23 protein-coding genes are annotated in these 23190 nt (G+C 44.2%); 5 read left to right on the forward strand and 18 right to left on the reverse strand.

Going from position 1 to position 23190, the window contains the following annotated elements; genetic code table 11:
- Positions 1 to 174: 174 nt before the first annotated feature.
- The 15 genes from rnhB to rpsB all read right to left on the reverse strand — a co-directional run bounded on the left by rnhB (position 175) and on the right by rpsB (position 15091).
- Positions 175 to 795: a ribonuclease HII gene (rnhB, locus tag AC3CIA_RS11995; RefSeq protein WP_488518161.1), complete on the reverse strand. Its 621-nt coding sequence runs from the start codon at positions 793 to 795 to the stop codon at positions 175 to 177.
- 33 nt (positions 796 to 828) lie between these two features.
- Entirely contained in the window at positions 829 to 2025 is a 1197-nt protein-coding gene (gene lpxB, locus AC3CIA_RS12000; RefSeq protein WP_004734339.1) for a lipid-A-disaccharide synthase, read from the reverse strand.
- Positions 2026 to 2154: 129 nt separating this feature from the next.
- The gene (gene lpxA, locus AC3CIA_RS12005) at positions 2155 to 2943 is read right to left on the reverse strand and encodes an acyl-ACP--UDP-N-acetylglucosamine O-acyltransferase (RefSeq protein WP_004734340.1); all 789 of its coding nucleotides are present in this window, start codon (positions 2941 to 2943) and stop codon (positions 2155 to 2157) included.
- Between the two features lies 1 nt (position 2944).
- Entirely contained in the window at positions 2945 to 3397 is a 453-nt protein-coding gene (gene fabZ / locus AC3CIA_RS12010; RefSeq protein ID WP_004734341.1) for a 3-hydroxyacyl-ACP dehydratase FabZ, read from the reverse strand.
- A gap of 93 nt (positions 3398 to 3490) precedes the next feature.
- Positions 3491 to 4522 carry a UDP-3-O-(3-hydroxymyristoyl)glucosamine N-acyltransferase gene (lpxD, locus tag AC3CIA_RS12015; RefSeq protein WP_114633898.1) on the reverse strand — a complete coding sequence of 344 codons (1032 nt, stop codon included), beginning with the start codon at positions 4520 to 4522 and terminating at the stop codon, positions 3491 to 3493.
- Positions 4523 to 4526: 4 nt separating this feature from the next.
- Positions 4527 to 5027, reverse strand: coding sequence for an OmpH family outer membrane protein (locus AC3CIA_RS12020; RefSeq protein ID WP_004734343.1), 501 nt, complete (start codon positions 5025 to 5027; stop codon positions 4527 to 4529).
- Between the two features lie 27 nt (positions 5028 to 5054).
- Positions 5055 to 7460: an outer membrane protein assembly factor BamA gene (bamA, locus tag AC3CIA_RS12025; RefSeq protein ID WP_004734344.1), complete on the reverse strand. Its 2406-nt coding sequence runs from the start codon at positions 7458 to 7460 to the stop codon at positions 5055 to 5057.
- 48 nt (positions 7461 to 7508) lie between these two features.
- A complete protein-coding gene (gene rseP, locus AC3CIA_RS12030) occupies positions 7509 to 8867 on the reverse strand; it encodes a sigma E protease regulator RseP (protein ID WP_488518162.1) in 1359 nt (452 codons plus the stop codon).
- Entirely contained in the window at positions 8864 to 10072 is a 1209-nt protein-coding gene (ispC, locus tag AC3CIA_RS12035) for a 1-deoxy-D-xylulose-5-phosphate reductoisomerase (RefSeq protein ID WP_488518163.1), read from the reverse strand. The genes rseP and ispC overlap by 4 nt, the downstream gene beginning before the upstream one ends.
- Positions 10073 to 10123: 51 nt before the next feature.
- Positions 10124 to 10966, reverse strand: a complete 843-nt coding sequence (locus AC3CIA_RS12040; RefSeq protein ID WP_488518164.1) for a phosphatidate cytidylyltransferase — start codon at positions 10964 to 10966, stop codon at positions 10124 to 10126.
- A gap of 15 nt (positions 10967 to 10981) precedes the next feature.
- Positions 10982 to 11734 carry an undecaprenyl pyrophosphate synthase gene (gene uppS, locus AC3CIA_RS12045; protein ID WP_029222668.1) on the reverse strand — a complete coding sequence of 251 codons (753 nt, stop codon included), beginning with the start codon at positions 11732 to 11734 and terminating at the stop codon, positions 10982 to 10984.
- A 98-nt stretch (positions 11735 to 11832) separates the two neighbouring features.
- On the reverse strand, positions 11833 to 12390 hold the full coding sequence (gene frr / locus AC3CIA_RS12050) for a ribosome recycling factor (RefSeq protein WP_004734349.1): 558 nt from the start codon (positions 12388 to 12390) through the stop codon (positions 11833 to 11835).
- Positions 12391 to 12488: 98 nt separating this feature from the next.
- The gene (gene pyrH, locus AC3CIA_RS12055; RefSeq protein ID WP_017072669.1) at positions 12489 to 13220 is read right to left on the reverse strand and encodes a UMP kinase; all 732 of its coding nucleotides are present in this window, start codon (positions 13218 to 13220) and stop codon (positions 12489 to 12491) included.
- 156 nt (positions 13221 to 13376) lie between these two features.
- Positions 13377 to 14222 (reverse strand): translation elongation factor Ts, encoded by an 846-nt coding sequence (gene tsf, locus AC3CIA_RS12060; RefSeq protein ID WP_017084154.1) that lies wholly within the window; start codon positions 14220 to 14222, stop codon positions 13377 to 13379.
- Positions 14223 to 14359: 137 nt separating this feature from the next.
- Positions 14360 to 15091: a 30S ribosomal protein S2 gene (gene rpsB, locus AC3CIA_RS12065; protein WP_032500394.1), complete on the reverse strand. Its 732-nt coding sequence runs from the start codon at positions 15089 to 15091 to the stop codon at positions 14360 to 14362.
- A gap of 458 nt (positions 15092 to 15549) precedes the next feature.
- On the opposite strand from rpsB, the gene map reads away from it, so the two are divergent.
- The 3 genes from map to AC3CIA_RS12080 all read left to right on the forward strand — a co-directional run bounded on the left by map (position 15550) and on the right by AC3CIA_RS12080 (position 19790).
- Entirely contained in the window at positions 15550 to 16428 is an 879-nt protein-coding gene (gene map, locus AC3CIA_RS12070) for a type I methionyl aminopeptidase (RefSeq protein ID WP_004734352.1), read from the forward strand.
- 138 nt (positions 16429 to 16566) lie between these two features.
- Positions 16567 to 19188, forward strand: coding sequence for a bifunctional uridylyltransferase/uridylyl-removing protein GlnD (gene glnD, locus AC3CIA_RS12075; RefSeq protein ID WP_065205032.1), 2622 nt, complete (start codon positions 16567 to 16569; stop codon positions 19186 to 19188).
- Positions 19189 to 19406: 218 nt separating this feature from the next.
- Positions 19407 to 19790: a DUF3461 family protein gene (locus AC3CIA_RS12080; RefSeq protein ID WP_004734354.1), complete on the forward strand. Its 384-nt coding sequence runs from the start codon at positions 19407 to 19409 to the stop codon at positions 19788 to 19790.
- 125 nt (positions 19791 to 19915) lie between these two features.
- Here AC3CIA_RS12080 and truC read toward each other — a convergent pair whose 3' ends face one another.
- Together truC and AC3CIA_RS12090 are read right to left on the reverse strand one after the other, a co-directional pair.
- Positions 19916 to 20665 carry a tRNA pseudouridine(65) synthase TruC gene (gene truC, locus AC3CIA_RS12085; RefSeq protein ID WP_237299963.1) on the reverse strand — a complete coding sequence of 250 codons (750 nt, stop codon included), beginning with the start codon at positions 20663 to 20665 and terminating at the stop codon, positions 19916 to 19918.
- Positions 20665 to 20979 carry a YqcC family protein gene (locus tag AC3CIA_RS12090; RefSeq protein ID WP_102449914.1) on the reverse strand — a complete coding sequence of 105 codons (315 nt, stop codon included), beginning with the start codon at positions 20977 to 20979 and terminating at the stop codon, positions 20665 to 20667. Before AC3CIA_RS12090 ends, truC begins: the two co-directional genes overlap by 1 nt.
- Positions 20980 to 21066: 87 nt before the next feature.
- On the opposite strand from AC3CIA_RS12090, the gene AC3CIA_RS12095 reads away from it, so the two are divergent.
- Both AC3CIA_RS12095 and AC3CIA_RS12100 read left to right on the forward strand, forming a co-directional pair.
- A complete protein-coding gene (locus AC3CIA_RS12095) occupies positions 21067 to 22107 on the forward strand; it encodes a DUF3549 family protein (RefSeq protein ID WP_237299961.1) in 1041 nt (346 codons plus the stop codon).
- 98 nt (positions 22108 to 22205) lie between these two features.
- Positions 22206 to 22514: a DUF3301 domain-containing protein gene (locus tag AC3CIA_RS12100; protein WP_004734358.1), complete on the forward strand. Its 309-nt coding sequence runs from the start codon at positions 22206 to 22208 to the stop codon at positions 22512 to 22514.
- Here AC3CIA_RS12100 and AC3CIA_RS12105 read toward each other — a convergent pair.
- On the reverse strand, positions 22480 to 22998 hold the full coding sequence (locus AC3CIA_RS12105) for a GNAT family N-acetyltransferase (protein ID WP_054547594.1): 519 nt from the start codon (positions 22996 to 22998) through the stop codon (positions 22480 to 22482). The genes AC3CIA_RS12100 and AC3CIA_RS12105 overlap by 35 nt on opposite strands.
- Positions 22999 to 23190: the final 192 nt, after the last annotated feature.

Raw genomic sequence — 23190 nt, forward strand, 5'->3', positions numbered from 1 at the left:
GTTTAGGCCTAGGATTACAACTGTGTGTATTCTATTTTTTTCTACCGCAAATAAGCAACTTTATTCGATGCCTTGCTCCGGTCAACATGAGTCTAAGCAATATAAAGCTCTAATCAATATAAAGCTCTAACCAATACTAAGCCCTAATCAATATACAGCCTTAGCCGACGAGTTTTAGTCGAGACCTAAAATGCGCTTTACTGGCTTAAAGCTTTTGCGGTAATGCTCGGTTACACCGTGTTTTTCAATCGCTTCGAAATGCGCTTTGGTCGGATAACCTTTATGTTTAGCAAAACCAAACTCTGGATGAAGTTTATCAAGTTCTTCCATCTCTTGGTCACGAACGACTTTAGCGATGATAGATGCCGCACTGATTTCAGCAACTCGCAAGTCCCCTTTTACAATCGCAAGACCATCCATCGGCAGTTCAGGAACGCGGTTTCCATCGATTAGTGCCATATCAGGTTGAACGCTTAGCCCTGCGACCGCTCGCTGCATAGCAACCATGGTCGCTTGCAGAATATTCCACTCATCAATTTCTTGCGGGGAACAATGGCCAACAGACCAAGCCAAGGCTTTCTCTTTGATTTCAGGAAATAGAGCCAGACGCTTCTTCTCAGACAGTTTCTTTGAGTCGTTCAAACCTTCGATTGGATTATTAGGATCGAGGATAACCGCAGCAGTAACAACATCGCCAACTAACGGCCCGCGCCCTACTTCATCAACACCAGCAAATAACTGGTAGCCTTGAGGATACTCAAAAGGAGGAAGCTCTTTTTTCTCTTTTACTGCCATAATTCTTCTCTTAATGTTCTGTAAACAAGCACTTTATGACTCAACACATGGTCGATCTATCAATTTCAATACCGCATTAGCGGCTTGTTTATCCGCGTCTTTACGAATCCAATGATGCATCTCGGTAAAGCGTTCGATTAATGCGCTGTTATCAGCGGATAGCATCTTATCGACAGACGGAAACAAGAAGTCTGGGTGACACTCTTCAAGAATGTGCTCTTTTACGATTTCTTCACCCGCTAGGATATTCGGTAACGAGACAAATTCTGTGATCGACAATTTCTTAACGATATAGCCAGTGAGCTTGTTGACTTTGTAGCCAACGACCATCGGGCGTTTCAGCAACATGCATTCGAGAGCAACAGTACCCGAAGCTAACAGAACAGAATCAGCAGCGGTAATCACGTTGGTGGCGGTATCTTCTACCAACGTAAATTCAAGTTCAGGTGCCGTCGATTGCCAAATTTCAGTGAACTGCTTTTTACGCTGCTCATTAACGAGCGCAACAACAAAATTGATATCAGGGTATTTTTGCTTAATACGCTGGCAAGTTTCAATAAAGGGTTGAGCAATCAAACTCATCTCACCACCGCGACTGCCCGGTAATACGGCTAACCAAGGCTTATCTTGATCTAAACCTAAAAGCTCGCGAGCTTCTTTTTTATTCGGTTCTAGTGGAATGGTGTCTGCCAATGTATGGCCAACAAATTCACAAGCAACATTATATTTATCGTAGAATGCCTTTTCGAACGGCAAGAAAGCCAGTACCAAGTCGGTTGCTTTGTCGATTTTAAAGATACGCTTTGGACGCCATGCCCATACTGAAGGGCTCACGTAATGAACGGTCTTAATACCCGCGTTCTTAAGATCCAATTCAAGTCTTAGGTTGAAGTCTGGCGCATCAATACCAACGAAGACATCTGGCGGGTTTTGAGTGAAATACTTAACCAGTTCCGCTTTCACTTTAAGTAAGCGAGGCAAACGTCCCAGTACTTCAACCAAGCCCATCACGGCAAGCTCTTCCATTTCGAAAAGAGACTCACAACCAAGCGCTTTCATTTTTGGTCCGCCAATACCGACGAATTCAGCATTCGGATATTGTGATTTGACCGCTTTAATAAAACCCTCGCCAAGCGTGTCACCCGAGAGTTCTCCGACGACGATACCTACGCGTAGAGGTTCATTCGAAACAAAGTCCGAGCTATTGGTTGCTGCTTCTTGCTGTGCCATAGTTTTCCAATTCCCTTCTTGCCTAAAACAAAAAAGACCGCCCAATGAGTAGCGATCTTTTTGTTATACCAATCTGATTAAGTCATTATTGTCGTACTTGAGCTGATTGGTAAACAATCATATCAAGTATTAACGAATAATACCGCGCTCAGAGTTCTCTAGCATTTCTAGCATAGGAGTAACCGAAGTAAACTCTTTTGCCATTTCAACTAAAGCCGCTTTCGCTTCTTCAAGTGTTTTACCTGAACGGTATAACTCTTTGTACGCTTTCTGTAGTGCACGAATTTCTGGTTTCTCAAATCCGTTACGCTTCAGGCCCACTAAGTTAAGGCCAAATGGAGCCGCATGGTTACCCTGTGCAAGCACGTACGGCAGTACATCTTGAACAACAGCAGAACAGCCGCCAATGTAGGCGTAAGCACCTATTGAACAGAACGGGTGAATCGCAGATAGCGCCATTACACCAGCGTAGTCACCCACTGTTACGTGACCGCCAAGAATAGCGTTGTTACCAATGTGAGTATGGTTACCAACAATAACATCGTGTGCTACGTGAGCATTAACACAAAGTAAGTTGTCATCACCGATCACTGTGGTTGCTTTGTCTTGAGTTGTACCACGGTGGATTTGAACCGCCTCACGAATCACGTTGCGATCACCGATCACAACTGTTGTCTCTTCGCCACCGTACTTCTTATCTTGGTTCTCTTCACCGATAACAGCGTGTGGGAAGATGCGGTTTTCTTTACCAATGGTTGTGTGACCTTTGATCACCACATGCGACATCACTTCAGTGTCGTCACCAATTGTCACGTTACCAGCAATGTAAGTGAAAGGCCCAACCGTCACGTTAGCACCGATAGTTACATCACCTTCGATTACTGCTGCCGGGTGAATTTTCGCTGTTTCATGAATCATATTAAAACTCTCTACGAGCACATTTAAGTTCAGCTGAACATACAACTACGCCGTCAACTTTAGCAACGCCGTTAAACGATGCAATACCACGACGCTCTTTTAAGAATTCAACTTCGATAATCAGTTGGTCACCTGGCACTACAGGCTTGCGGAATTTAGCTTTATCTACACTTGCAAAGTAGTAAAGCTCGTTACCAGAAGGGGCACCAAATGATTTAAATGCTAGAAGACCAGTTGCTTGCGCCATTGCTTCTAAGATCAACACGCCTGGGAATACAGGAAGTTGAGGGAAGTGGCCTGTGAACTGAGGTTCGTTAACAGAGACATTCTTAATCGCAGTCAGTGTTTTTTCTTTTTCAAAGCTAGTCACACGATCAACCATTAAGAATGGGTAGCGATGAGGTAATAGTTCCTGAATTTCAGTAATGTTCATCGTTGTCTGTTCAGTAGTCAAAGTCGTATTCCTATGTATATTCTTTATTTAATTAGAAGGATTATAAACGAAAAAGACTCGCTGTACGCGAGCCTTTTATTAGAAATGCTGGAATTATGCTTCCGCGCTCTTCTCGATAAGTTTTTCAACGGTTTTCAAACGCTTGTTCATTTCATCAATACGATGTACACGCGTTGCTGTTTTACGCCAATCTTTGTTTGGCTGTAAAGGAATACCCGAAGAGTACATACCTTTCTCAGTGATACTGCGCATTACCATCCCCATACCGGTGATTGTAACGCCGCCAACGATTTCAATATGACCATTAATCACACAACCGCCACCAATAATACAGTACTTACCTATCGTCGTGCTGCCTGCGATAATAGTACCACCGGCAATAGCAGAACCATATCCGATGTGAACATTGTGAGCAATTTGAAGCTGGTTATCTAAGATAACGTTATCTTCAATGATTGTGTCATCTAATGCGCCACGGTCGATGGTTGTACACGCGCCAATTTCTACACGGTTACCAATGCGAACTGAACCGACTTGTGGAATCTTAACCCACTCACCTTTCTCGTTCGCATAACCAAAGCCATCAGAGCCAATGACAGTGCTTGATTGAATCAAACACGCGTCACCAATCACGACTTCATGGTAAACACTTACATTAGCCCATAGCTTAGTGCCTGTGCCAATATTTGCATTTTTACCGATAAAACAACCAGCTCCGATGATCACATCATCACCAAGTACCACACCAGACTCAATCACAGCGTTCGCACCGATAGACACATTTTGTCCAATGGTTGCATCGCTTGAAATTGAAGCAGAATCAGCGATAGCCGCTGCGGGTGCAGGAGTAGTATCAAGCGCTTGAGCAACTTTAGCAAAAGCAACGTAAGGGTCGCTGACCACAATCACGTTGGTCTTACACAGTTCGCGCTCACTCTCTTTAACCATAATAGCGGATGCTTTACAGTCACCAAGGTGCTTGCTGTACTTCACGTTCGAAAGGAACGTAATGTTTCCTTCTTGCGCTTTATCCATAGGAGCAACTGCTGAAACGGTAACCGTACCGTCTCCGTGTAGCTCTCCCCCGGTAATCGTTGCCAATTCGGCTAAAGTCAGGTTCTTCATAAACTTATTTCAGTGATTTAATTACTTGCTCAGAAATGTTGTATTCCGGCTTGCCGTACTGCAGAGCTTGAATATCAACAATCATGTCGTAGCCTTCTTTCTCTGCAACTTTAGTTACAGCATCTTGAATCACTTTGAATAGCTTCTGCTTCTCTTGTGCTTCACGACGTTGGCTTGCTTTTTCTAGTGCTTGAGCTTTGATTTTGTACTTACTATCTAGTTGACCGACTTCGATACGAAGCTTCTCAACTTCGTCAGGACCTAGTAGTTCACCATCACGCTTAAGCTTTTCAATCTTAGTTTTTGCTTCTGCTTGAATGCTCTGCAGCTCAGCAGCTTTATCTTTGAACTCTTCCTGCATTTTTTGAAGAACAACTTCGCGCTGAGGTAGAGCCTGGAATACTTGTGCAGTGTTTACATAACCCACTTTTTGCGCAGCTTCAGCAGCTGTTGCAAAGAAAGAAGAGCTAAGAACTACAAGGCCTAAACCTGCTGCTTTAATCATATTTTTCAAAATATTGTCCTTTAAATATTAGAAAGTTCTACCAATGGTAAATGTGAAGAATTCCTCATCATCACCTTCGTAAATTTTAACGGGTTTCGCTAGAGAGAAAACCAATGGGCCCATCGGCGACATCCATTGAAGGGCTGCACCATAAGATGAACGGTAATTTGTTGGATCAGAGTAATCGTAGTAATACTGGCTGCCACTGTTAGGTGCACCACGGTCTACGAACTCGGTATCCCATACACTTGCCATGTCGAAGAATACACTGGTTCGAATCTGGCTACGTGCTTCATCAGAAGCAAACGGCGTAGGTACAATTAACTCTAAACTTGCCAAGGCAACCGCATTACCACCAACCGAATCATCGGTTGCAGAGCTGTACGTAGGGTTGTTACCCGTACTGCTCCCGTAAACGGCTTTTGGACCCGCTGAGTTAGAGCCAAAGCCACGCAACGTTGTAAAGCCACCTGCGTAGTAGTTCTCGTAGAATGGGAACAAGTTATCATTACCATCCGTTTGACCGTAACCATTACCATAGCCTAATCGGCCACGCATCAAAAGTGTGAACTCATGCTTTTTGGTCAGCGGGATGTAATGTTTTACATCGTACTGAGCTTTGAAGTACTTAGCGTCAGAGCCTGGTACAGTCATTTTGGCGAAAGCACGTTGGTGGTTACCCTCGGTTGGGAAGAAACCGCGGTTAAGGTTGTTACGAGTCCAAGAGATATTGATATCGAAGTCATCGGTTAAGATGTTTTCGTCACCATATTGGTCAATACTTCTCGCGAACTGTTCCACTTGGATATAAGTCGGAACGTTACCGATCTTGTTGTGCGTATAGCCAACACCAAATTCGATACGGTTCAGTTCATCCATAGGGAAGCCCCATGTCAGGCTGGTGCCGTAACTTTGGTTGGTATAGTCGACAATACCCGCTTCAGAGGCTTCGAATTCGTTATAGAAGATCTTACCGCCTAAGCTCACACCATCAAGGTTCCAGTATGGGTCTCGGTAGTCTAAGCTCACGTTCTTTTGGTAATCGTTCATCATGGCACTTACGCCAACACGGTTACCTGAACCCGCAAAGTTATCTTGTTGCAAACCGACTTGGAAGCTGACACCTGATTCGGTACCGTAACCAACACCAAAGTTGATGCTGCCTGAGTTCGCTTCCTTAACGTTGTAAACCAAGTCAACTTGGTCTTCACTGCCAGGAACACGCACTGTTTGTACATCAACCGTTTCAAAGAAACCTAAACGGTTAAGGCGGCTCTTACCGGTGTCAATTGACTTAGAGTTAAGCCAGCTGCCTTCCATTTGACGCATTTCACGACGTAGTACTTCATCTTTGGTCGAGTTATTACCTGTAAATCGAATATCACGAACGTAGATACGGCTGCCCGCTTCTACATTAATAACCAATGACACTTCTTTGGTCTCATCGTCAAATTCAGGAATAGTACGTACTTGTGGGTACGCATAACCAGACTCACCAAGAATACGCTTTACGCCCTCTTCTAGTGATGTAACAGAAGAGCCGTTGTACGTATCGCCGTCTTCAAATGGTACTAATGCTTCAAAATCAGCCTCACGGCCAATCAGCTCACCGCGAAACGCGACATCTTTAACGGTGTAGGCTTCGCCTTCATCAATACCAAGCGTGATGTAAACGCCTTTCTTATCTGGAGAGATCGCTACTTGTGTAGAATCCACCTTAAATTTAAGGTAACCCCGGTCAAGGTAGTACGATTTCAACGCTTCGATATCACCCGCTAATACTTGCTTCTGGTATTTTTCATCCGCAAGGAAATTCCACCATGCAACATCAACATTCAGGTTGAAACGGCTCAGTAGCTCAGCATCAGAGAAGACTTCATTACCAATAAAGTTGATTTGCTGAATCTTAGCGGATACGCCTTCAGTAAATACAAACTTAAGGTCAGAACGGTTACGTGGCAAAGGTGTCACAACCGCTTTTACTGTCGCGTTGTATTTACCAACACTGTAGTAAAAATCTTCAAGGCCTTTCTCGATGTTACTCAGCGTTGTGCGGTCAAGGGCTTCACCTTCACGAACACCAGATGCATCTAGGTTCTGTTGAAGCTGCTCTTCTTTGATCGCTTTGTTCCCTGAAAATGAAATGCTTGCGATGGTCGGTCGTTCTTTTACTTGAACAACTAAAACACCTTCATCGCGAAGGACCTTAACATCCTCAAAGTTACCTGAAGCATACAGTGCACGAATGATCTCAGATACATCGCCTTCATCCACTTCATCGCCAATACGCACTGGCATTTTCAGTAGAGCTGCACCAAGTGCAACACGCTGTAAACCTTCGATCTTGATATCTTGAACTACAAAGTTTTGTGCTCCGTTCGCAGCCACACTAGTGGCCAATAGACTTGCGAACAGAATTTGCTTAATCGCCATACTTATTCTAATTATTCCTTGCTACTACCAATGCCTGTGAGAAACCATTCACAGACGAGTAAAATCATTAAATATTGCCAGAGCCATCAAAGAGAAGAGGATTGCACCTCCCACTCTGTATCCCATTTCCTGAATTTTTTCAGGGACAGGTTTACGAGTAATGGCCTCAATAGCGAAAAAGAGCAAATGTCCGCCATCAAGCATAGGCAGCGGAACCAAATTAATAATACCCAAATTGACACTAATCAGAGCCAAAAAGCCTAAGAAGTAAACCAAACCGTAATCGGCGGTTGTACCTGCGCCTTTAGCAATTGAAATCGGGCCACTCAAGTTGTTTAAGCCGACATCGCCAACGATGAGCTTCTTGAGCATTGTCAGCGTCAAACCAATGATTTGACCTGTTTTATCAAATGCTTTTCCTACAGACTCAATTACACCAAATTGTAACTCAAAGCGATAATCTTCTGGCCATTCTGCGACTTCTGGAGCAATACCCGCATAGCCGATTATTGAACCATCAGAAAGCTCTCGACTTTTTGGCGTCATAGACAACGACTGTTCAAAACCATTACGCAGTACAATAAGGTTCATGGATTTCATCGGGTTCAAGCGAATCAACTCAACAACCGACTGCCACTGTTCAATTGGCTGCCCATTAATTTCAACAATTTTGTCACCAGCTTCTAGCCCCGCAGAGTATGCAGCGCCATCATCAATAACTTGAGCAAGCACTGTTGATATCTCTGGAGAGTACGGTCTAAAACCAAGCGTTGTCATTGCAGACTCAGTTTCTGGGTCGAAAGACCAGTCTGAAATATCCAATGTCATCTGTTGCTCAAAGCCAATATCGTCTTGAGAAGAAACCGTTACTGTCATGGATTGGTCACCAATATGTGATATCAAACCCATATTGACTGATTCCCAATCTGCGGTTTTGATTCCTGAAATAGATTTAAGTTCCATTCCAGTTTCAATTCCGGCTTGTGCAACAATAGATTGCGGGGTGACCTCACCGATCACCGGTTTAACCGCAGGCACGCCAATCAAAAATACCAGCCAATACGCAAACACCGCAAAGATAAAGTTAAATGCTGGGCCTGCACCGACTATCGCCGTGCGTTTCCACAATGGCTTCTTGTCAAAAGCGTATTGCTGCTCTTCTTCAGAAAGATCGTCAACACGCCCATCGAGCATCTTAACGTAGCCGCCCAGCGGAATCACTGACAAGCTGTATTCAGTACCATCACGGCCGATCTTGCTCCAGATTGATTTACCAAAACCAATCGAGAATTTTTCTACTTTCACACCACAACGACGAGCAACCCAGAAGTGTCCAAACTCATGAACAGCAACCAGAATACCAAGCGCTACAATAAAAGATGCGAAGTTCCACAGAATTCCACTCATGCTAGCTGCTCTTTAATAAATTGAATGGCTATTTGACGAGACATAGTATCTAGCTCAAGAAGGCTTTCCAAGCTATCTAAGCCCTCAGAGCTATATTGTTCACATACTTTGCTCATAACATGCTCGTTAATGACAGCAATATCGGTAAACTTAACCCGATTGTTCAAAAAGGCATCGACTGCAATTTCATTGGCAGCATTAATTGCTGTTGTTGCATGCTGCCCTAGGTAACACGCTTCAATTGCTAATCTTAAACATGGGTAACGGCTAAAATCGGGTTCTAGAAAAGTAAGCTCGCCCACTTTGGTGAAATCCAGAGGCTTAACGCCAGCTTCTGTACGCTCAGGATAAGACATCGTCAAAGCGATTGGCGTCGCCATATCGGGTTCACCCATTTGAGCAAGTACCGAGCCATCCTTGTACTGGACCATTGAATGAATCACAGACTGAGGATGAATAATGACTTTTAACTGTTCTTGAGAAGCATTAAATAGCCACTTAGCTTCAATGTACTCAAGACCTTTATTCATCATGGTCGCAGAGTCAACAGAGATCTTAGGGCCCATAGACCAGTTAGGGTGTGCAATAGCGCGAGCCGGTGTTACCGATTCTAACTCAGCAACATCCGTATAGCGGAAAGGACCACCAGAACCCGTCAAGAGAATATGGTTGATACCGTTCTCTTCCAGATTACAACGACCTAGATGGGTTTGTACATTTTGCGGTAGGCATTGGAAGATAGCATTATGCTCACTGTCTACAGGAAGTAGTTCAGCACCGTACTTTTCCACGGCGTCTATAAACAACTGCCCTGACATCACTAAAGCTTCTTTATTAGCAAGCAAAATACGCTTACCAGCCTTAACCGAAGCCATCGTAGGAAGCAAGCCTGCTGCTCCCACAATCGCAGCCATTACCGTGTCCACTTCCTCTAGAGAAGCAACCTGACACATGCCTTCTGGGCCTGAAAGTACTGTAACGTTAGGGTAATTAGCGGACAGCATTTCAGTCAGCTGAGATGCAGCATCTGGGCAAGCCATAGCAATATAGCTTGGTTGCCACTTTTCAACTAACGCCAACATCTTTTCGACATTCGACCCGGCAGCCAGTGCCACGACCGAATAGAGATCTGGGTTTTGTTCAACGACTTTTAGTGTACTTGCACCAATTGAGCCGGTAGCGCCAAGGATAGTTAGATTTCGCATCACATATGACCGTAGAAATGAAATAAAGGGCAGAATCACTGCCCTTTATTATTAGAATGCTAAATAAAGCAGAGCAAAGACAGGGAATGCAGCCGTTAAGCTATCTATTCTATCAAGTATACCACCATGACCAGGAATCAGATTACTGCTGTCTTTCACCCCGGAAACACGCTTAAACATGCTTTCAACAAGGTCACCAAGAACAGAGATAACGACAGTCACAAGGGTAATTACAATCATGTGAAAAGGACTTGTGAATTGGATATCAAACAAGTCAGCAAAAATCCAAGCTATGATCACCGCTGTAATAATGCCACCAATAAGACCTTCAATCGTCTTATTAGGGCTTACCGCCGGTGCCATTTTACGCTTACCAAAACTCTTTCCTGAAAAATAAGCACCGCTGTCAGCAGCCCAAACGAGCAAACAAACAAACATCACCAATTTTGCACCGTGGTAAGGATCAACATCGATACCGTTAGCGCGCAGAATAACCACACTCCAGAAAAATGGCAGCAGAGTCAGCACGCCAAATGCGTGACGAAGGAGAGAAGAATCTTTCCATGCGGGCATAGACTTAGGATAAGTCACTGCCATACCACTTGCTATTACCCACCAAATAGAGCCAATCGTTAGAATTGTGTAGTGAGCGCTAGATAAATGATTAAGGCTAAATGCATCAAAAGGGATAAAAGCAAAACTTGCAGCACTGACTACAACCGTTGGAATCAGCGCTAAATAACGCGATTTGCTTTCAACAAACTGAGTCCACTCCCAAAAGCCCAATAGCGAGATTACTGCTAGTGAAAGAATAAACGTGGGAAGTGATAACTCGAAAATACCTAGAATAACTAGGGGAGCTAAAATCAACGCCGTAATAATTCGTTGTTTCAAACCAAAAAATCCTTATTAACTGTCCATCAGAGCTTTAATTTGCTCACCAGTGCATCCAAAACGACGCTCGCGGTTTACAAACCAAGTCACAGCTTCTACTAAGCTGTCTTCATTAAAGTCTGGCCAGAATTGTTCAGTGAAATACATTTCGGCGTAAGCCAATTGCCAAAGCATAAAGTTACTAATGCGGCACTCGCCACTGGTGCGGATAAGTAGGTCAACTTCAGGAATATCTGCCATAGTCAGGTGCTGTGTAATCATAGCTTCATCAATGTCATCTACATTAATATCGCCAGACTTTACCTGTTGAGCAATTGAGGTCATTGCCTGCTGGATATCCCACTTGCCGCCATAGTTAGCAGCAATATTAATAACCATACCCGTATTGGTGCTAGTCAAAGCTTCTGCTTCTTCTATCTTCTTTTGTAGTCGATCATTGAAACGACTTTTATCACCAATAACACGCAATTGTAGATTATTTTTATGAAGTTTTTTGACTTCACTCGACAGCACTGAAATAAACAGTTCCATCAAGATACCGACTTCTTCTTCAGGACGACGCCAGTTCTCGCTACTAAACGCAAAAAGTGTAACGGCCTTAATGCCAAGTCTGGCAGATGAAGAGATGGTTTTACGAACGGCTTGAACACCGTTTTTATGACCAAAGACGCGAGGCTTGCCCTGAGCTTTTGCCCAGCGACCATTACCATCCATAATGATAGCAATGTGTTTAGGAAGAGAGTCTGTGAACGCTTGAGAATTATGCATAAAAGAGTGAATCAAATTCTAATAGTCGAACAGAGTAGCATAAAAAAACGCTGAACCGTGAGTACAGCGTTTTTCCGGAAAGAAAAGAATATGGAAAATTAAACTTCCATCAACTCTTTTTCTTTAGTTGCTAGAACTTCATCTACGTTCTTAACCGCAATATCAGTTAGCTTTTGAATTTCGTCTTGTGCTCTACGATCTTCATCTTCAGAGATTTCTTTGTCTTTCAGAAGTGCTTTTAGATCGCCATTCGCGTCGCGACGGATATTACGGATAGCAACACGGCCACCTTCAGCTTCACCACGAACGATTTTAACGAGGTCTTTACGACGCTCTTCCGTCAACGCTGGAAGTGGTACACGAATAACCGTGCCAGCAGACATAGGGTTTAGACCTAGGTCAGATGTCAGGATTGCTTTTTCAACTAAAGGAGTCAGTGTTTTATCAAACACTGTAATTGCTAGTGTGCGTGCATCTTCTGCAATAACGTTAGCAACTTGAGCCAAAGGCGTTGGTGCACCGTAGTACTCTACAGTAAGACCAGACAGTAGGCTTGGGTGAGCACGGCCTGTACGAATCTTTTGCAGGCTGTTTTTAAGTGCGTCTACACTTTTATCCATACGCTCTTGAGCGTCTTTTTTGATTTCGTTAATCACAATTTCACCTTGATTATGTTCTTTCTTCAAGAAAGCTTTTTATTTGGAGTGATAAGGATAAGCTTACCAAAGCATAACACCTCAGTAAGCCCGAAAAATTAGTCAGCGTCGCTGATTAATGTACCTTCAGTTTCACCCATAACCACGCGACGTAATGCGCCTGGTTTATTCATGTTAAATACACGGATTGGCATTTTGTGATCACGTGCTAGCGTAAATGCAGCCAAATCCATCACTTTAAGTTCTTTTTCAAGAATAGTGTTGTAAGACAACGTATCATACAGCTCTGCGTCTGGGTTTGCTACTGGGTCAGCAGTAAATACGCCATCTACCTTTGTCGCTTTTAGAACTACGTCAGCTTCAATTTCGATACCACGTAGACACGCAGCAGAATCTGTAGTGAAGAATGGGTTACCAGTACCAGCTGAGAAGATCACAACACGACCTTGACGTAGTTGGCTGATTGCATCTGCCCAGTTGTAGTCGTCACACACACCTTTAAGAGGGATAGCTGACATTACACGTGCATTTACGTAAGCACGGTGCAGAGCGTCACGCATTGCAAGGCCGTTCATTACCGTTGCTAGCATACCCATGTGGTCACCAACAACGCGGTTCATACCTGCTTCAGCAAGGCCTGCACCACGGAAAAGGTTACCGCCACCGATAACAACGCCTACTTGAACACCTAGTTCAACCAATTCTTTTACTTCTTGAGCCATACGATCAAGGACCGTCGCGTCAATACCAAAACCTTCTTCGCCTTGTAGTGCTTCGCCGCTAAGTTTTAACAGAATACGTTGATACGCCGGTTTAGGGTTCGTAGTCATGGAGTTTACCTTCCAAAGAGTTGATGATTAACAGTCATGGATAAAAACTGAAGAGATCAGTTTGCATTCATAACAGCTAACAGCCAAAAAATAATTCATTATTCATAAAAAGACCGCAGCATTTGCCACGGTCTTTTTCAATCAATACACTAAGGATTAACCTTGTTGTACCGCTGCAACTTCGTCTGCGAAGCTCATTTCAGCCGCTTTCTCGATACCTTCACCAACTTCTAAACGAACGAAGGTAGTAACTGATGCGCCTTTCTCTTTAAGAATGTCAGCAACAGTTTTCTTAGGTTCCATGATGAAAGCTTGACCAGTAAGAGATACTTCGCCCGTGAATTTCTTCATACGGCCGATAACCATTTTCTCAGCGATCTCTTGTGGTTTGCCTTCGTTCATAGCGATTTCAACTTGAACAGCTTTTTCTTTTTCTACTACGTCTGCAGGTACGTCAGATGGGTTAACGTACTCAGGCTTAGAAGCAGCAACGTGCATAGCGATGTGCTTAAGCGTTTCAGCTTCGCCTTCACCAGCAACAACAACACCGATTTTCTCGCCGTGACGGTAAGAAGCTAGTGCAACACCTTCAACAAGCTCAACGCGACGGATGCTGATGTTCTCACCGATCTTAGTTACTAGAGCGATACGTGCGTCTTCAAATTTAGCTTGAAGTGCAACGATGTCTAGACGTTCAGCTAGAGCAGCTTCAGCAACTTCGTTAGCGAATGCAAGGAAACCTGCATCTTTAGCTACGAAATCAGTTTGGCAGTTCACTTCAAGAAGAGCAGCAACGCCAGCGTCTTCTTTAATGATGATTGTGCCTTCAGCAGCAACGTTACCAGCTTTTTTAGCTGCTTTCGCTGCGCCAGACTTACGCATGTTTTCAATTGCTAGCTCGATGTCGCCTTCAGCAGCAACAAGCGCTTTTTTACATTCCATCATGCCCGCAGCTGTGCGTTCACGAAGTTCTTTAACTAGAGCTGCAGTTACAGTTGCCATTCTCTATTCCTCAGTAAATTCTAAAAAAGATAAAAAACAGGGGCCTAATTAATTGGCCCCTGATATTGACTGTATTCAGTTCTTAAGCCATCGATTATGACCGCTTAATGTGAACTAAATATGGCTCAGAGCCGCTATTATTCAGCTTCTACAAAACCGTCTTTTTCAGCAGCTACAGCAGCAACATCTTTGTTACGACCTTCTTTAACCGCGTCTGCAGCAGCGTTTAGGTAAAGCTGTACTGCACGGATTGCATCATCGTTACCAGGGATAACGAAGTCAACACCGTCTGGGTTAGAGTTAGTATCAACTACAGCGTAAACTGGGATACCTAGGTTGTTTGCTTCTTTAACTGCGATGTGTTCGTGATCAGCATCGATAACGAATAGAGCGTCTGGAAGGCCGCCCATGTTCTTGATACCACCAAGAGATTTCTCTAGCTTCTCCATTTCACGAGTACGCATTAGAGCTTCTTTCTTAGTAAGCTTGTCGAAAGTACCGTCTTGAGCTTGCGCTTCAAGTTCTTTCAGACGCTTGATAGACTGACGAACAGTTTTGTAGTTCGTTAGCATACCGCCTAACCAGCGGTTGTTAACGTAGAACTGGTTGCTGTTGATAGCAGCTTCTTTAACAGCTTCAGATGCAGCACGCTTAGTACCAACAAAAAGAACTTTACCTTTCTTCTCGCCAACTTTAGCAATTTCAGCTAGAGCTTCGTTGAACATTGGTACAGTTTTTTCTAAGTTGATGATATGAACTTTGCTACGAGCACCAAAGATGAATGGCTTCATTTTTGGGTTCCAGTAACGAGTTTGGTGACCGAAGTGAACACCAGCTTTAAGCATATCGCGCATTGATACAGTTGCCATTTTAAAATCCTCTATGGGGTTAGGCCTCCACACTCCCCATGAATCCGACCCCTAACAACTAACCACTTTTCAGCCGTTATCTGTGTTGTTGAGGCACCCCGGAACATGTGTCGGAATGTGTGTGATTTAAAGAAATAAGTTAGTGGACACAAAGCTTGTTTCGCCAAATGGAGAAAACAGTCCTGATGTCCGGCGCGCTTTATACCATATTTTGTCTATCTATGGCTAGAAAAAAATCTAAAAATGGCGACTGCTATACTGATCCCTAGCGGTGAATTTTCTCTATAAAATAGTGTCCTATTCAAATCGCGTCTGCGTCATTAAACCGAACATTATCTACTCAGACTGAGCAGTATCCACCAACATTGTGCGGACATGGGAATGTTGCGCTAAAATGCTGCACTGATAGAATAGCCCCAATATGCACACTTAGGTGCTACCAAATTAAGAGATATGCAATGGCTGTAAAAATTAAAACTGCTGAAGAAATTGAAAAAATGCGCGTTGCCGGCAAGCTGGCTTCAGAAATTCTAGAGATGATTGAACCTCACATCCAAGTGGGTACAACGACAGAAGAGCTAAACCAAATCTGTCATGAGTACGCTCTAGAAAGAGGCGCATACTCAGCACCACTTGATTACCACGGTTTCCCTAAGTCAATCTGTACGTCTATCAACCACATCGTGTGTCACGGTATTCCAGCATCACAAGATGAGACGGGTAGCACAGGTCAATTCAAACCTGCAGTATTAAAAGATGGCGACATTCTCAACGTTGATATCACTGTGATTGTTCCTGATGACGAAAATGCTGATCTAAGTGTTCGTCCACAAGGCTACCACGGTGACACATCTAAGATGTTCCTTGTGGGTGAAGTTTCTCCAGCAAACAAACGTCTGTGTATGGTTGCTCAAGAAGCACTTTACGAAGGCATGCGTCAGGTTAAACCAGGTGTTCAACTTGGCCAAATCGGTACTGCTATTGAGAAGTACATCAAAACAAACAACAAGAACAACCCACGCGCTAAATTCTCTATTGTAAAAGATTACTGTGGCCACGGTATTGGTTCTGAGTTCCACGAAGATCCACAAGTCGTTCACTACAAAAACAGTGACCGTACCGTACTGAAAGCAGGCATGTGTTTCACAATCGAGCCAATGATCAATGCGGGTAAGTTTGGCTGTCGTCTAGATGACGAAGATAGTTGGACAGTGTACACAGCAGACAGCAAGAACTCCGCTCAGTGGGAACACACTCTAGTTGTGACCGATACTGGTTGTGAGGTACTAACACTACGCAGCGACGATACGATCCCACGTATCATGAAGAACGCTTAGTTCAACAAGCTGAATACCTCAGACTTTTAAAAATATCCTCGCCTGTCGAGGATATTTTTTTATCCCCTCAATTTCGATTTTCCATCAGCTTCTGTTAAATTGTTTACTATTCTCATTTGCTTGCACGGATAGCAGACTATGCCTTATCAATGTCCCCTTACGTTCAATGACGAACAAATTGAAATCTGCGAAATAAAAAATCAGCTCGAAATCTTCACGCAGTATCAAAAAAATGAATTTCTGAATCATCATCCAGTCACCGATTTGGTGCTGCTTCGTTCCGAATACATGGATTTGCTTCTCAATCGTTTATGGGAGCATTTTGGATTCAACAAACTGCCTCATATTTCACTTGTTGCGGTGGGAGGCTATGGCCGTGGTGAACTACACCCTTTGTCTGATATTGATATTCTCATTGTCTCGCAAAAAACACTGCCACCCGCACTGGGTGAAAAAGTCAGTCAATTCATTACCCTACTCTGGGACTTGAAACTCGAAGTCGGCCACGCGGTGCGTACCATTGCAGAGTGTCTTGATATCGGCACCGATGATTTAACCGTTGCCACTAACCTGCAAGAGTCACGCTTACTGTGTGGCAGCGAAGACACCTTTCAAGAACTTAAGCTAAAGATTCATTCTGATTCATTTTGGCCAAGTGAGACCTTCTACAAAGCCAAGATTCAAGAACAGAGAGAGCGTCATGCTCGCTACCACGACACCACCTATAATCTAGAACCGGACATCAAATCGACTCCGGGAGGGCTCAGAGACATCCACACCCTGAGCTGGGTTGCGCGTCGACATTTTGGTGCAACGTCTTTATTGGAGATGAGCAAATACGGCTTTCTAACCGATGCTGAATATCGTGAGTTGGTCGAGTGCCAAGATTTCTTATGGCGTGTTCGCTTTGCACTGCACATTGAACTGCGCCGTTACGACAACCGTCTCACGTTTGCCCATCAAGCTCAGGTAGCGGAACACCTGGGTTACAGTGGTGAAGGCAACCGTGGCGTAGAGATGATGATGAAAGAGTTCTATCGAACACTTCGTCGCGTAGCCGAGCTCAATAAGATGCTGCTTAAGCTGTTCGATCAAGCGATCATCAATGGCGGTCAAACACAAGAAGCCGAGATTCTCGACAACGACTTCCAACGTCGAGGTTCATTAATCGAAGCGCGTAAGCCGGCTCTATTCCAAGCAAGACCAGAAACGATTCTCGATATGTTTATCCATATCGCGAATGACTCTTCTATCGAAGGGGTAAGCCCACCAACATTGCGCCAACTGCGAACCGCACGTCGCCGATTGAATCGCTTCTTACATACCATTCCTGAAGCTCGTGACAAGTTCATGGATTTGGTTCGCCACCCAAATGCACTGCACAAAGCCTTTAGTTTGATGCACAAATTGGGCGTGCTATCGGCCTATTTGCCACAGTGGAGCCAAATTGTTGGTCAAATGCAGTTTGATCTGTTTCATGTTTACACCGTGGATGAACACAGTATTCGCCTACTCAAACACATCAACCGCTTTGGCCAAATCGAGAACCACGATAAGCACCCTATCTGTTGTGAAGTGTATCCACGAGTTCAAAAGAAAGAGCTGTTGATTCTGGCGGCTATCTTCCACGACATCGGTAAAGGCCGCGGCGGAGACCACTCAGAAATTGGCGCTGTTGAAGCTTACTCTTTCTGTATTGAACACGGGCTATCAAAGCCAGAAGCCAAACAAGTCGCGTGGCTAGTACAAAACCACCTGTTAATGTCAGTGACCGCTCAACGCCGTGATATCTACGATCCGGACGTAATCACAGAGTTCGCCAAGAAAGTACGCGACGAAGAATCGTTAGAACTGCTGGTGTGCCTAACAGTAGCCGATATCTGTGCAACCAACCCAGAACTATGGAACAGCTGGAAACGTACCCTACTCGCAGAACTGTTCCATTCTACGCAGCGCGCACTGCGCCGCGGCTTGGAAAACCCGGTCGATGTCAGAGACCGTATTCGTCATAACCAGCAAATGGCATCTGCACTGCTGCGTAAAGAAGGCTTCACGGCTCGTGAGATTGAGGTGTTGTGGCAGCGTTTCAAAGCTGACTATTTCTTGCGTCATACACACACTCAAATCGCATGGCACTGTGAACACTTACTTCGCTTAGAAGATCCGAGTCAACCTTTAGTGCTTATCAGCCAAAAAGCGACACGTGGCGGCACAGAGGTATTCGTTTACTGTAAAGACCAAGCTGCACTTTTTGCGACCGTGGTTGCCGAGCTCGACAGACGCAACTTTAACGTTCACGACGCACAAGTCATGGTCAGTAAAGATGGCCACGTTTTGGATACCTTTATCGTACTGGATCAGCACGGTGAAGCGATTGATGAAGCAAGACACAAAGCCGTCGCTAAGCATCTAACTCATGTTCTGGCTGATGGCCGCCCAACTAAGATTAAGACTCGTCGTACGCCACGTAACTTACAGCATTTCAAGGTAAAAACCTTAGTTGAGTTCCTACCAACCAAGAGTAAGAAACGCACCTTGATGGAGTTAAGAGCTCTTGATACGCCGGGGTTGTTGGCTCAAGTCGGTGCAACCTTTGCAGAATTAGACATCAACTTACACGGTGCGAAAATCACCACCATAGGTGAGAGAGCTGAAGATTTGTTTATTCTGACCAGTGACGCGGGAGGCAGACTGTCTGAAGAACAGGAACAAGCGCTAAGAGAAAGATTAACTGAGCATGTTTCAGAGCTCGCACCTTAGAAAGCTAATTTAGTGCTAGAAGTAAGTTATGACTAGGAAACAAGTTTAGCTCTAGGAACAGCTTTAATAGCCAAATAAGTGTGGGCAAAGATAGAGAGCGATCTTGCCCACAACTTACAATCAATTCACAGATATCAACTATCTAGCTCGTCGTTAGGCTGCTACATTGATCAAGTCAATTACATAAAAGTATTACATTCATAACCTAGAGGTCGCTTATGTATCCAAACCTCACTGGCTTAGGTATCCACGAACCTAAACAGATTGAACGTTACTCCCTTCGCCAAGAAGCTCATAAAGATATCCTGAAGATTTACTTTCGTAAGCAAAAAGGTGAACTGTTCGCGAAAAGCGTTAAGTTTAAGTACCCACGACAAGTAAAAAGTGTGCTTGTTAGCGGCGGCAATAATCAATACAAAGAAGTGACAGAGATTAACCGCAACCTCACTCTTGTGATTGATGAACTCAACAAGATCACCAAACCTACGCCAACCGCTGAGGTCGATGTGAAGCAGAAGATCCTTACCGACTTACGCCACTTAGAGAAGGTTGTATCAAGTAAGATCGCAGAGATCGAAGCCGATCTAGAAAAGCTAAAATGATCCCGCGATGAGCGACTAGCTAACATTAGTTTTACCGCTACGATTGCATAGACACAACAAGGGCTGATATCACTATCAGCCCTTTATTTTTATTCTATTTTCTATGTTGACTAGACGCCTGGTCTTTACTTAGACGACCGTGCTTCAGCATTCACCAAGCTGGTATCCCACTCAAAGGTTTCAAACAACCTTAACCACGTTTCATCTAGGCTGGCCTTCATTACTAATTCTTTCTTTGTAAAAGGATGAATGAAACGCAACTCAGAAGCGTGCAACAACAAACGGTGCGAATCTAAATCATCGCGGAACAGTCGGTTGTGCTTACCATCACCATGTGAAGTATCACCAACGATTGGATGTCTTAGATGAGCCATGTGACGACGCAGCTGATGTTTACGACCTGTCTTAGGCATCATCTCAACTAAGCAATAACGACTGGTAGGAAAACGGCCTGTTGAATACGGCACTTCGACTTTCGCTAACGGCTCGTAAACGGTGACAGCTTCTTGTGGTTCTTTATCTTCTTTTGCAAACTTGTCTGCGATCTTATCCAACTCGACCTTGAGTGCATAATCGAGCGTGTCGCCATCTTCTATCCAACCACGAACAATCGCATGATAGGTTTTTTGCATCTCATGGTTAGCGAACATCGGCATCACCTCAGAGGCTACCTCACTCGAAAGCGCAAACACCAATACACCGGATGTTGGGCGATCTAAACGGTGCAGTGGAAATACGTGCTGACCAATTTGATCTCGCAGTGTTTGCATCACAAATTGTGTCTCATGTTTATCCAACCACGAGCGGTGCACCAGCATGCCCGCAGGCTTATTCACCGCGACAAAGTACTCATCTTGATAAATGATCTCTAACATTACGCACATACCTCATCAATGCTCAGAATCGTCACTAGCAGCTCGGTTTTATCTGCCTCATTTTTCCATACTTCACCAAAATAAGGATGAATCGCAAAGCCTCTCGGTAGGCTCATTTGGGCATCCATCATTGCGTTGATCTTTACGATAAAGATCCACTGCAACCACTCTTCTGGCTGTAGCGAGTCAATCGCAAAAGGCTCAACGCTCGCCAGAGCTTCATCCGAAGGTGAAACATCGCTCCATAGGGAACATTGGCGCATTTGTTGTTCTAATTGTTGAAGTAAAAGAGGTAACTTTGTGGCTGCTGTCATTTTTCACCAAGTTATTTATCTAGTGACCTTGAAATTGGGGCATAGAGTACCATCTATTTAGGAAAGAAAGTTAGGAGCTTTATTACTATGGAAACGATTCACACGCTCACTCAGTTGCTAAAGAATAGCGGTTGCCAATACGACATCTACGACCTAGGTCGTCGTATCCAGAAAATCGACAACACCCTATTCTCTGATGTTGAGCAGGGGAAACAGCCATACCCGTTTCCACTTCAGAAACAAGCTCACTTAGCGATTAGCTACTGGAACGAACACAAGCAACCTTGGATCTGGTTTCTAAAATTCAAACTAGACGAAAGAGGCCTACTGCATCAAGGTGATGTGGGTAATTTTCTTAAGTTTGTTATCGAAGCAATGGGCACGCGTTTGAACGGCGATATCAGCGAAGAGCAACAGCAAAAGCTGTCAAACAACCCTTATACCTTCAAGCCTTCTGAAGACAAAATGGCTGTATTTCATAGCCAAGTAAGAGCAGGTTTAGACCTTGCGACGAGCCAATATTACGAGCACGCTCAGCATTACTTCACGGGTGAGCTTGGTTGGGATAACTGGAAAACGGTTGGACTACAAGGCATCACTGATATGTGTGCGCGTTTAGGCAGCCAACAAAACGGTGTCTCTATTCGCAAAGCCATCAATAAGCTGCCATCAGAACCGCTATACGCGACGTTAGGTGCGCTTGAGCACACACAAATCAATGACAAACTCGCGCAACGCTTACAAGAGCTTGCAGAGAATGAGATCGCTAGTAAAGAGCCTGATTTGTTCTTACTTTCAGCTTTGGTTCGTGCCCTTTCCGGTGCAGAACAAGGGATCGCGAATAACATCATTAACCAAGTTCTCGCTAGTCCACGCTTGAGCCACCAAGAAGTGTTGATTGGTTTAGCTGGTCGCAGTTGGCACGCACTACAAGACACTGCTATTGCTGAGCAATTCTTGCTGCGTCTCGCACAAACGGGCAATCAAAACCTGTTCAATCAGTTATTTGCAGATTTAGTGATGATTCCGACACTAAGAATGGTATTTTTACCCTTGTTGAATTCGAACCCATCACCTGAGCTCGCCAACGCATTGATTGAGTTACAACAAGCGGCTAAGTCTCAATAACGGACTGACGACTAACCCAAGAACTGGTTTGCTCTATAGCTCGTTGAAATACGCTGTAATGACAATTGGAATAGAGATAAAAAGGAAGTATGGATTAAATGATAGATAACTTATTGGCTATTTTGATGCTGTGCTTCTTTTGCTTTTTCTTTTGGCAGCAGCGCAGGCAATCAGAGCTTGCGAAAACTGCCATTGCGAGAAAATGTAAAGAGCTCGACTTGCAACTATTAAGCGTTGCCTTCAGTGGTCATAAATTTAAGATGCGCCATGAGCTAACCACCATTTGGCGCTGGCACACTGTGTACCAATTTGAGTTTTCGGCATTGGGTGATGACCTGTACCAAGGAAAACTGACGATGGTCGGCTTCCGCTCTATGCGGTTTGAGCTACAGCCTCATAGAATGTAACGTCGCAAAACTCGGTATAACGATATTCATGATAAGGGCCAAACTGATCTTGTTTGGTCTCTTTAAATGCAAAGCCTAACTTTTCGAGTAACTTAATCGATGGGTTATGACCGACATTAACTGTCGCAACAACATTCGTTAGGTGCTCTTCAAAACACACCAAACTGAAGAAAGGTTTTAGCACTTCGCTAGCAAGACCTTGATTCCAAAATTCTTTATCCAAAATAAAGCCAAGCTCATGCTGACCCTCTTCTGATGAAACAAAGACATGTCCAAGATATTCACGGGTTTGGTTATGGATAATCGCGCGGCAGAAGCCGGCGTTGTCTTGCAGTATCTCTTGAAATAAGAGCTTCGCAGAGGCAATAGAGTGCGGCCCATTCATTTCAGCACGATTAATGGGGCAGCAATTCAACTTGATAAAGTCGTGTTGTAGCTGTTCGGTATAAGGTACCAACAGCGTTCTTGAGGTTGCTATCGTCATAAAACACTCCTTGTGTTGACTATTAGCAGAAAAGCAGATGTCGCGCTCTTAGATAAAAGCTCCTGAATTAAAAAGAGCCCTAGATAGAGAAAAGCCTCAGATAAAGAAAAGCCCCGACACCGAAGTGTCAGGGCTAGGGTCTTACTCGCAGCAGTCCGGCTACTAATAAATGCTCCATGCATCATCCATAAT

The sequence above is a fragment of the Vibrio sp. QJM3NY_27 genome, assembly GCF_057785955.1.

Bases quoted from the DNA above. Each gene is read 5' to 3' on its own strand.
- rnhB (WP_488518161.1), bottom strand. From the start codon at position 795: ATGGCAGTAAAAGAGAAAAAAGAGCTTCCTCCTTTTGAGTATCCTCAA.
- lpxB (WP_004734339.1), bottom strand. From the start codon at position 2,025: ATGGCACAGCAAGAAGCAGCAACCAATAGCTCGGACTTTGTTTCGAAT.
- lpxA (WP_004734340.1), bottom strand. From the start codon at position 2,943: ATGATTCATGAAACAGCGAAAATTCACCCGGCAGCAGTAATCGAAGGT.
- lpxD (WP_114633898.1), bottom strand. From the start codon at position 4,522: ATGAAGAACCTGACTTTAGCCGAATTGGCAACGATTACCGGGGGAGAG.
- AC3CIA_RS12020 (WP_004734343.1), bottom strand. From the start codon at position 5,027: ATGATTAAAGCAGCAGGTTTAGGCCTTGTAGTTCTTAGCTCTTCTTTC.
- bamA (WP_004734344.1), bottom strand. From the start codon at position 7,460: ATGGCGATTAAGCAAATTCTGTTCGCAAGTCTATTGGCCACTAGTGTG.
- rseP (WP_488518162.1), bottom strand. From the start codon at position 8,867: ATGAGTGGAATTCTGTGGAACTTCGCATCTTTTATTGTAGCGCTTGGT.
- ispC (WP_488518163.1), bottom strand. From the start codon at position 10,072: ATGCGAAATCTAACTATCCTTGGCGCTACCGGCTCAATTGGTGCAAGT.
- uppS (WP_029222668.1), bottom strand. From the start codon at position 11,734: ATGCATAATTCTCAAGCGTTCACAGACTCTCTTCCTAAACACATTGCT.
- pyrH (WP_017072669.1), bottom strand. From the start codon at position 13,220: ATGACTACGAACCCTAAACCGGCGTATCAACGTATTCTGTTAAAACTT.
- tsf (WP_017084154.1), bottom strand. From the start codon at position 14,222: ATGGCAACTGTAACTGCAGCTCTAGTTAAAGAACTTCGTGAACGCACA.
- rpsB (WP_032500394.1), bottom strand. From the start codon at position 15,091: ATGGCAACTGTATCAATGCGCGATATGCTTAAAGCTGGTGTTCACTTC.
- map (WP_004734352.1), top strand. From the start codon at position 15,550: ATGGCTGTAAAAATTAAAACTGCTGAAGAAATTGAAAAAATGCGCGTT.
- glnD (WP_065205032.1), top strand. From the start codon at position 16,567: ATGCCTTATCAATGTCCCCTTACGTTCAATGACGAACAAATTGAAATC.
- AC3CIA_RS12080 (WP_004734354.1), top strand. From the start codon at position 19,407: ATGTATCCAAACCTCACTGGCTTAGGTATCCACGAACCTAAACAGATT.
- truC (WP_237299963.1), bottom strand. From the start codon at position 20,665: ATGTTAGAGATCATTTATCAAGATGAGTACTTTGTCGCGGTGAATAAG.
- AC3CIA_RS12090 (WP_102449914.1), bottom strand. From the start codon at position 20,979: ATGACAGCAGCCACAAAGTTACCTCTTTTACTTCAACAATTAGAACAA.
- AC3CIA_RS12095 (WP_237299961.1), top strand. From the start codon at position 21,067: ATGGAAACGATTCACACGCTCACTCAGTTGCTAAAGAATAGCGGTTGC.
- AC3CIA_RS12100 (WP_004734358.1), top strand. From the start codon at position 22,206: ATGATAGATAACTTATTGGCTATTTTGATGCTGTGCTTCTTTTGCTTT.
- AC3CIA_RS12105 (WP_054547594.1), bottom strand. From the start codon at position 22,998: ATGACGATAGCAACCTCAAGAACGCTGTTGGTACCTTATACCGAACAG.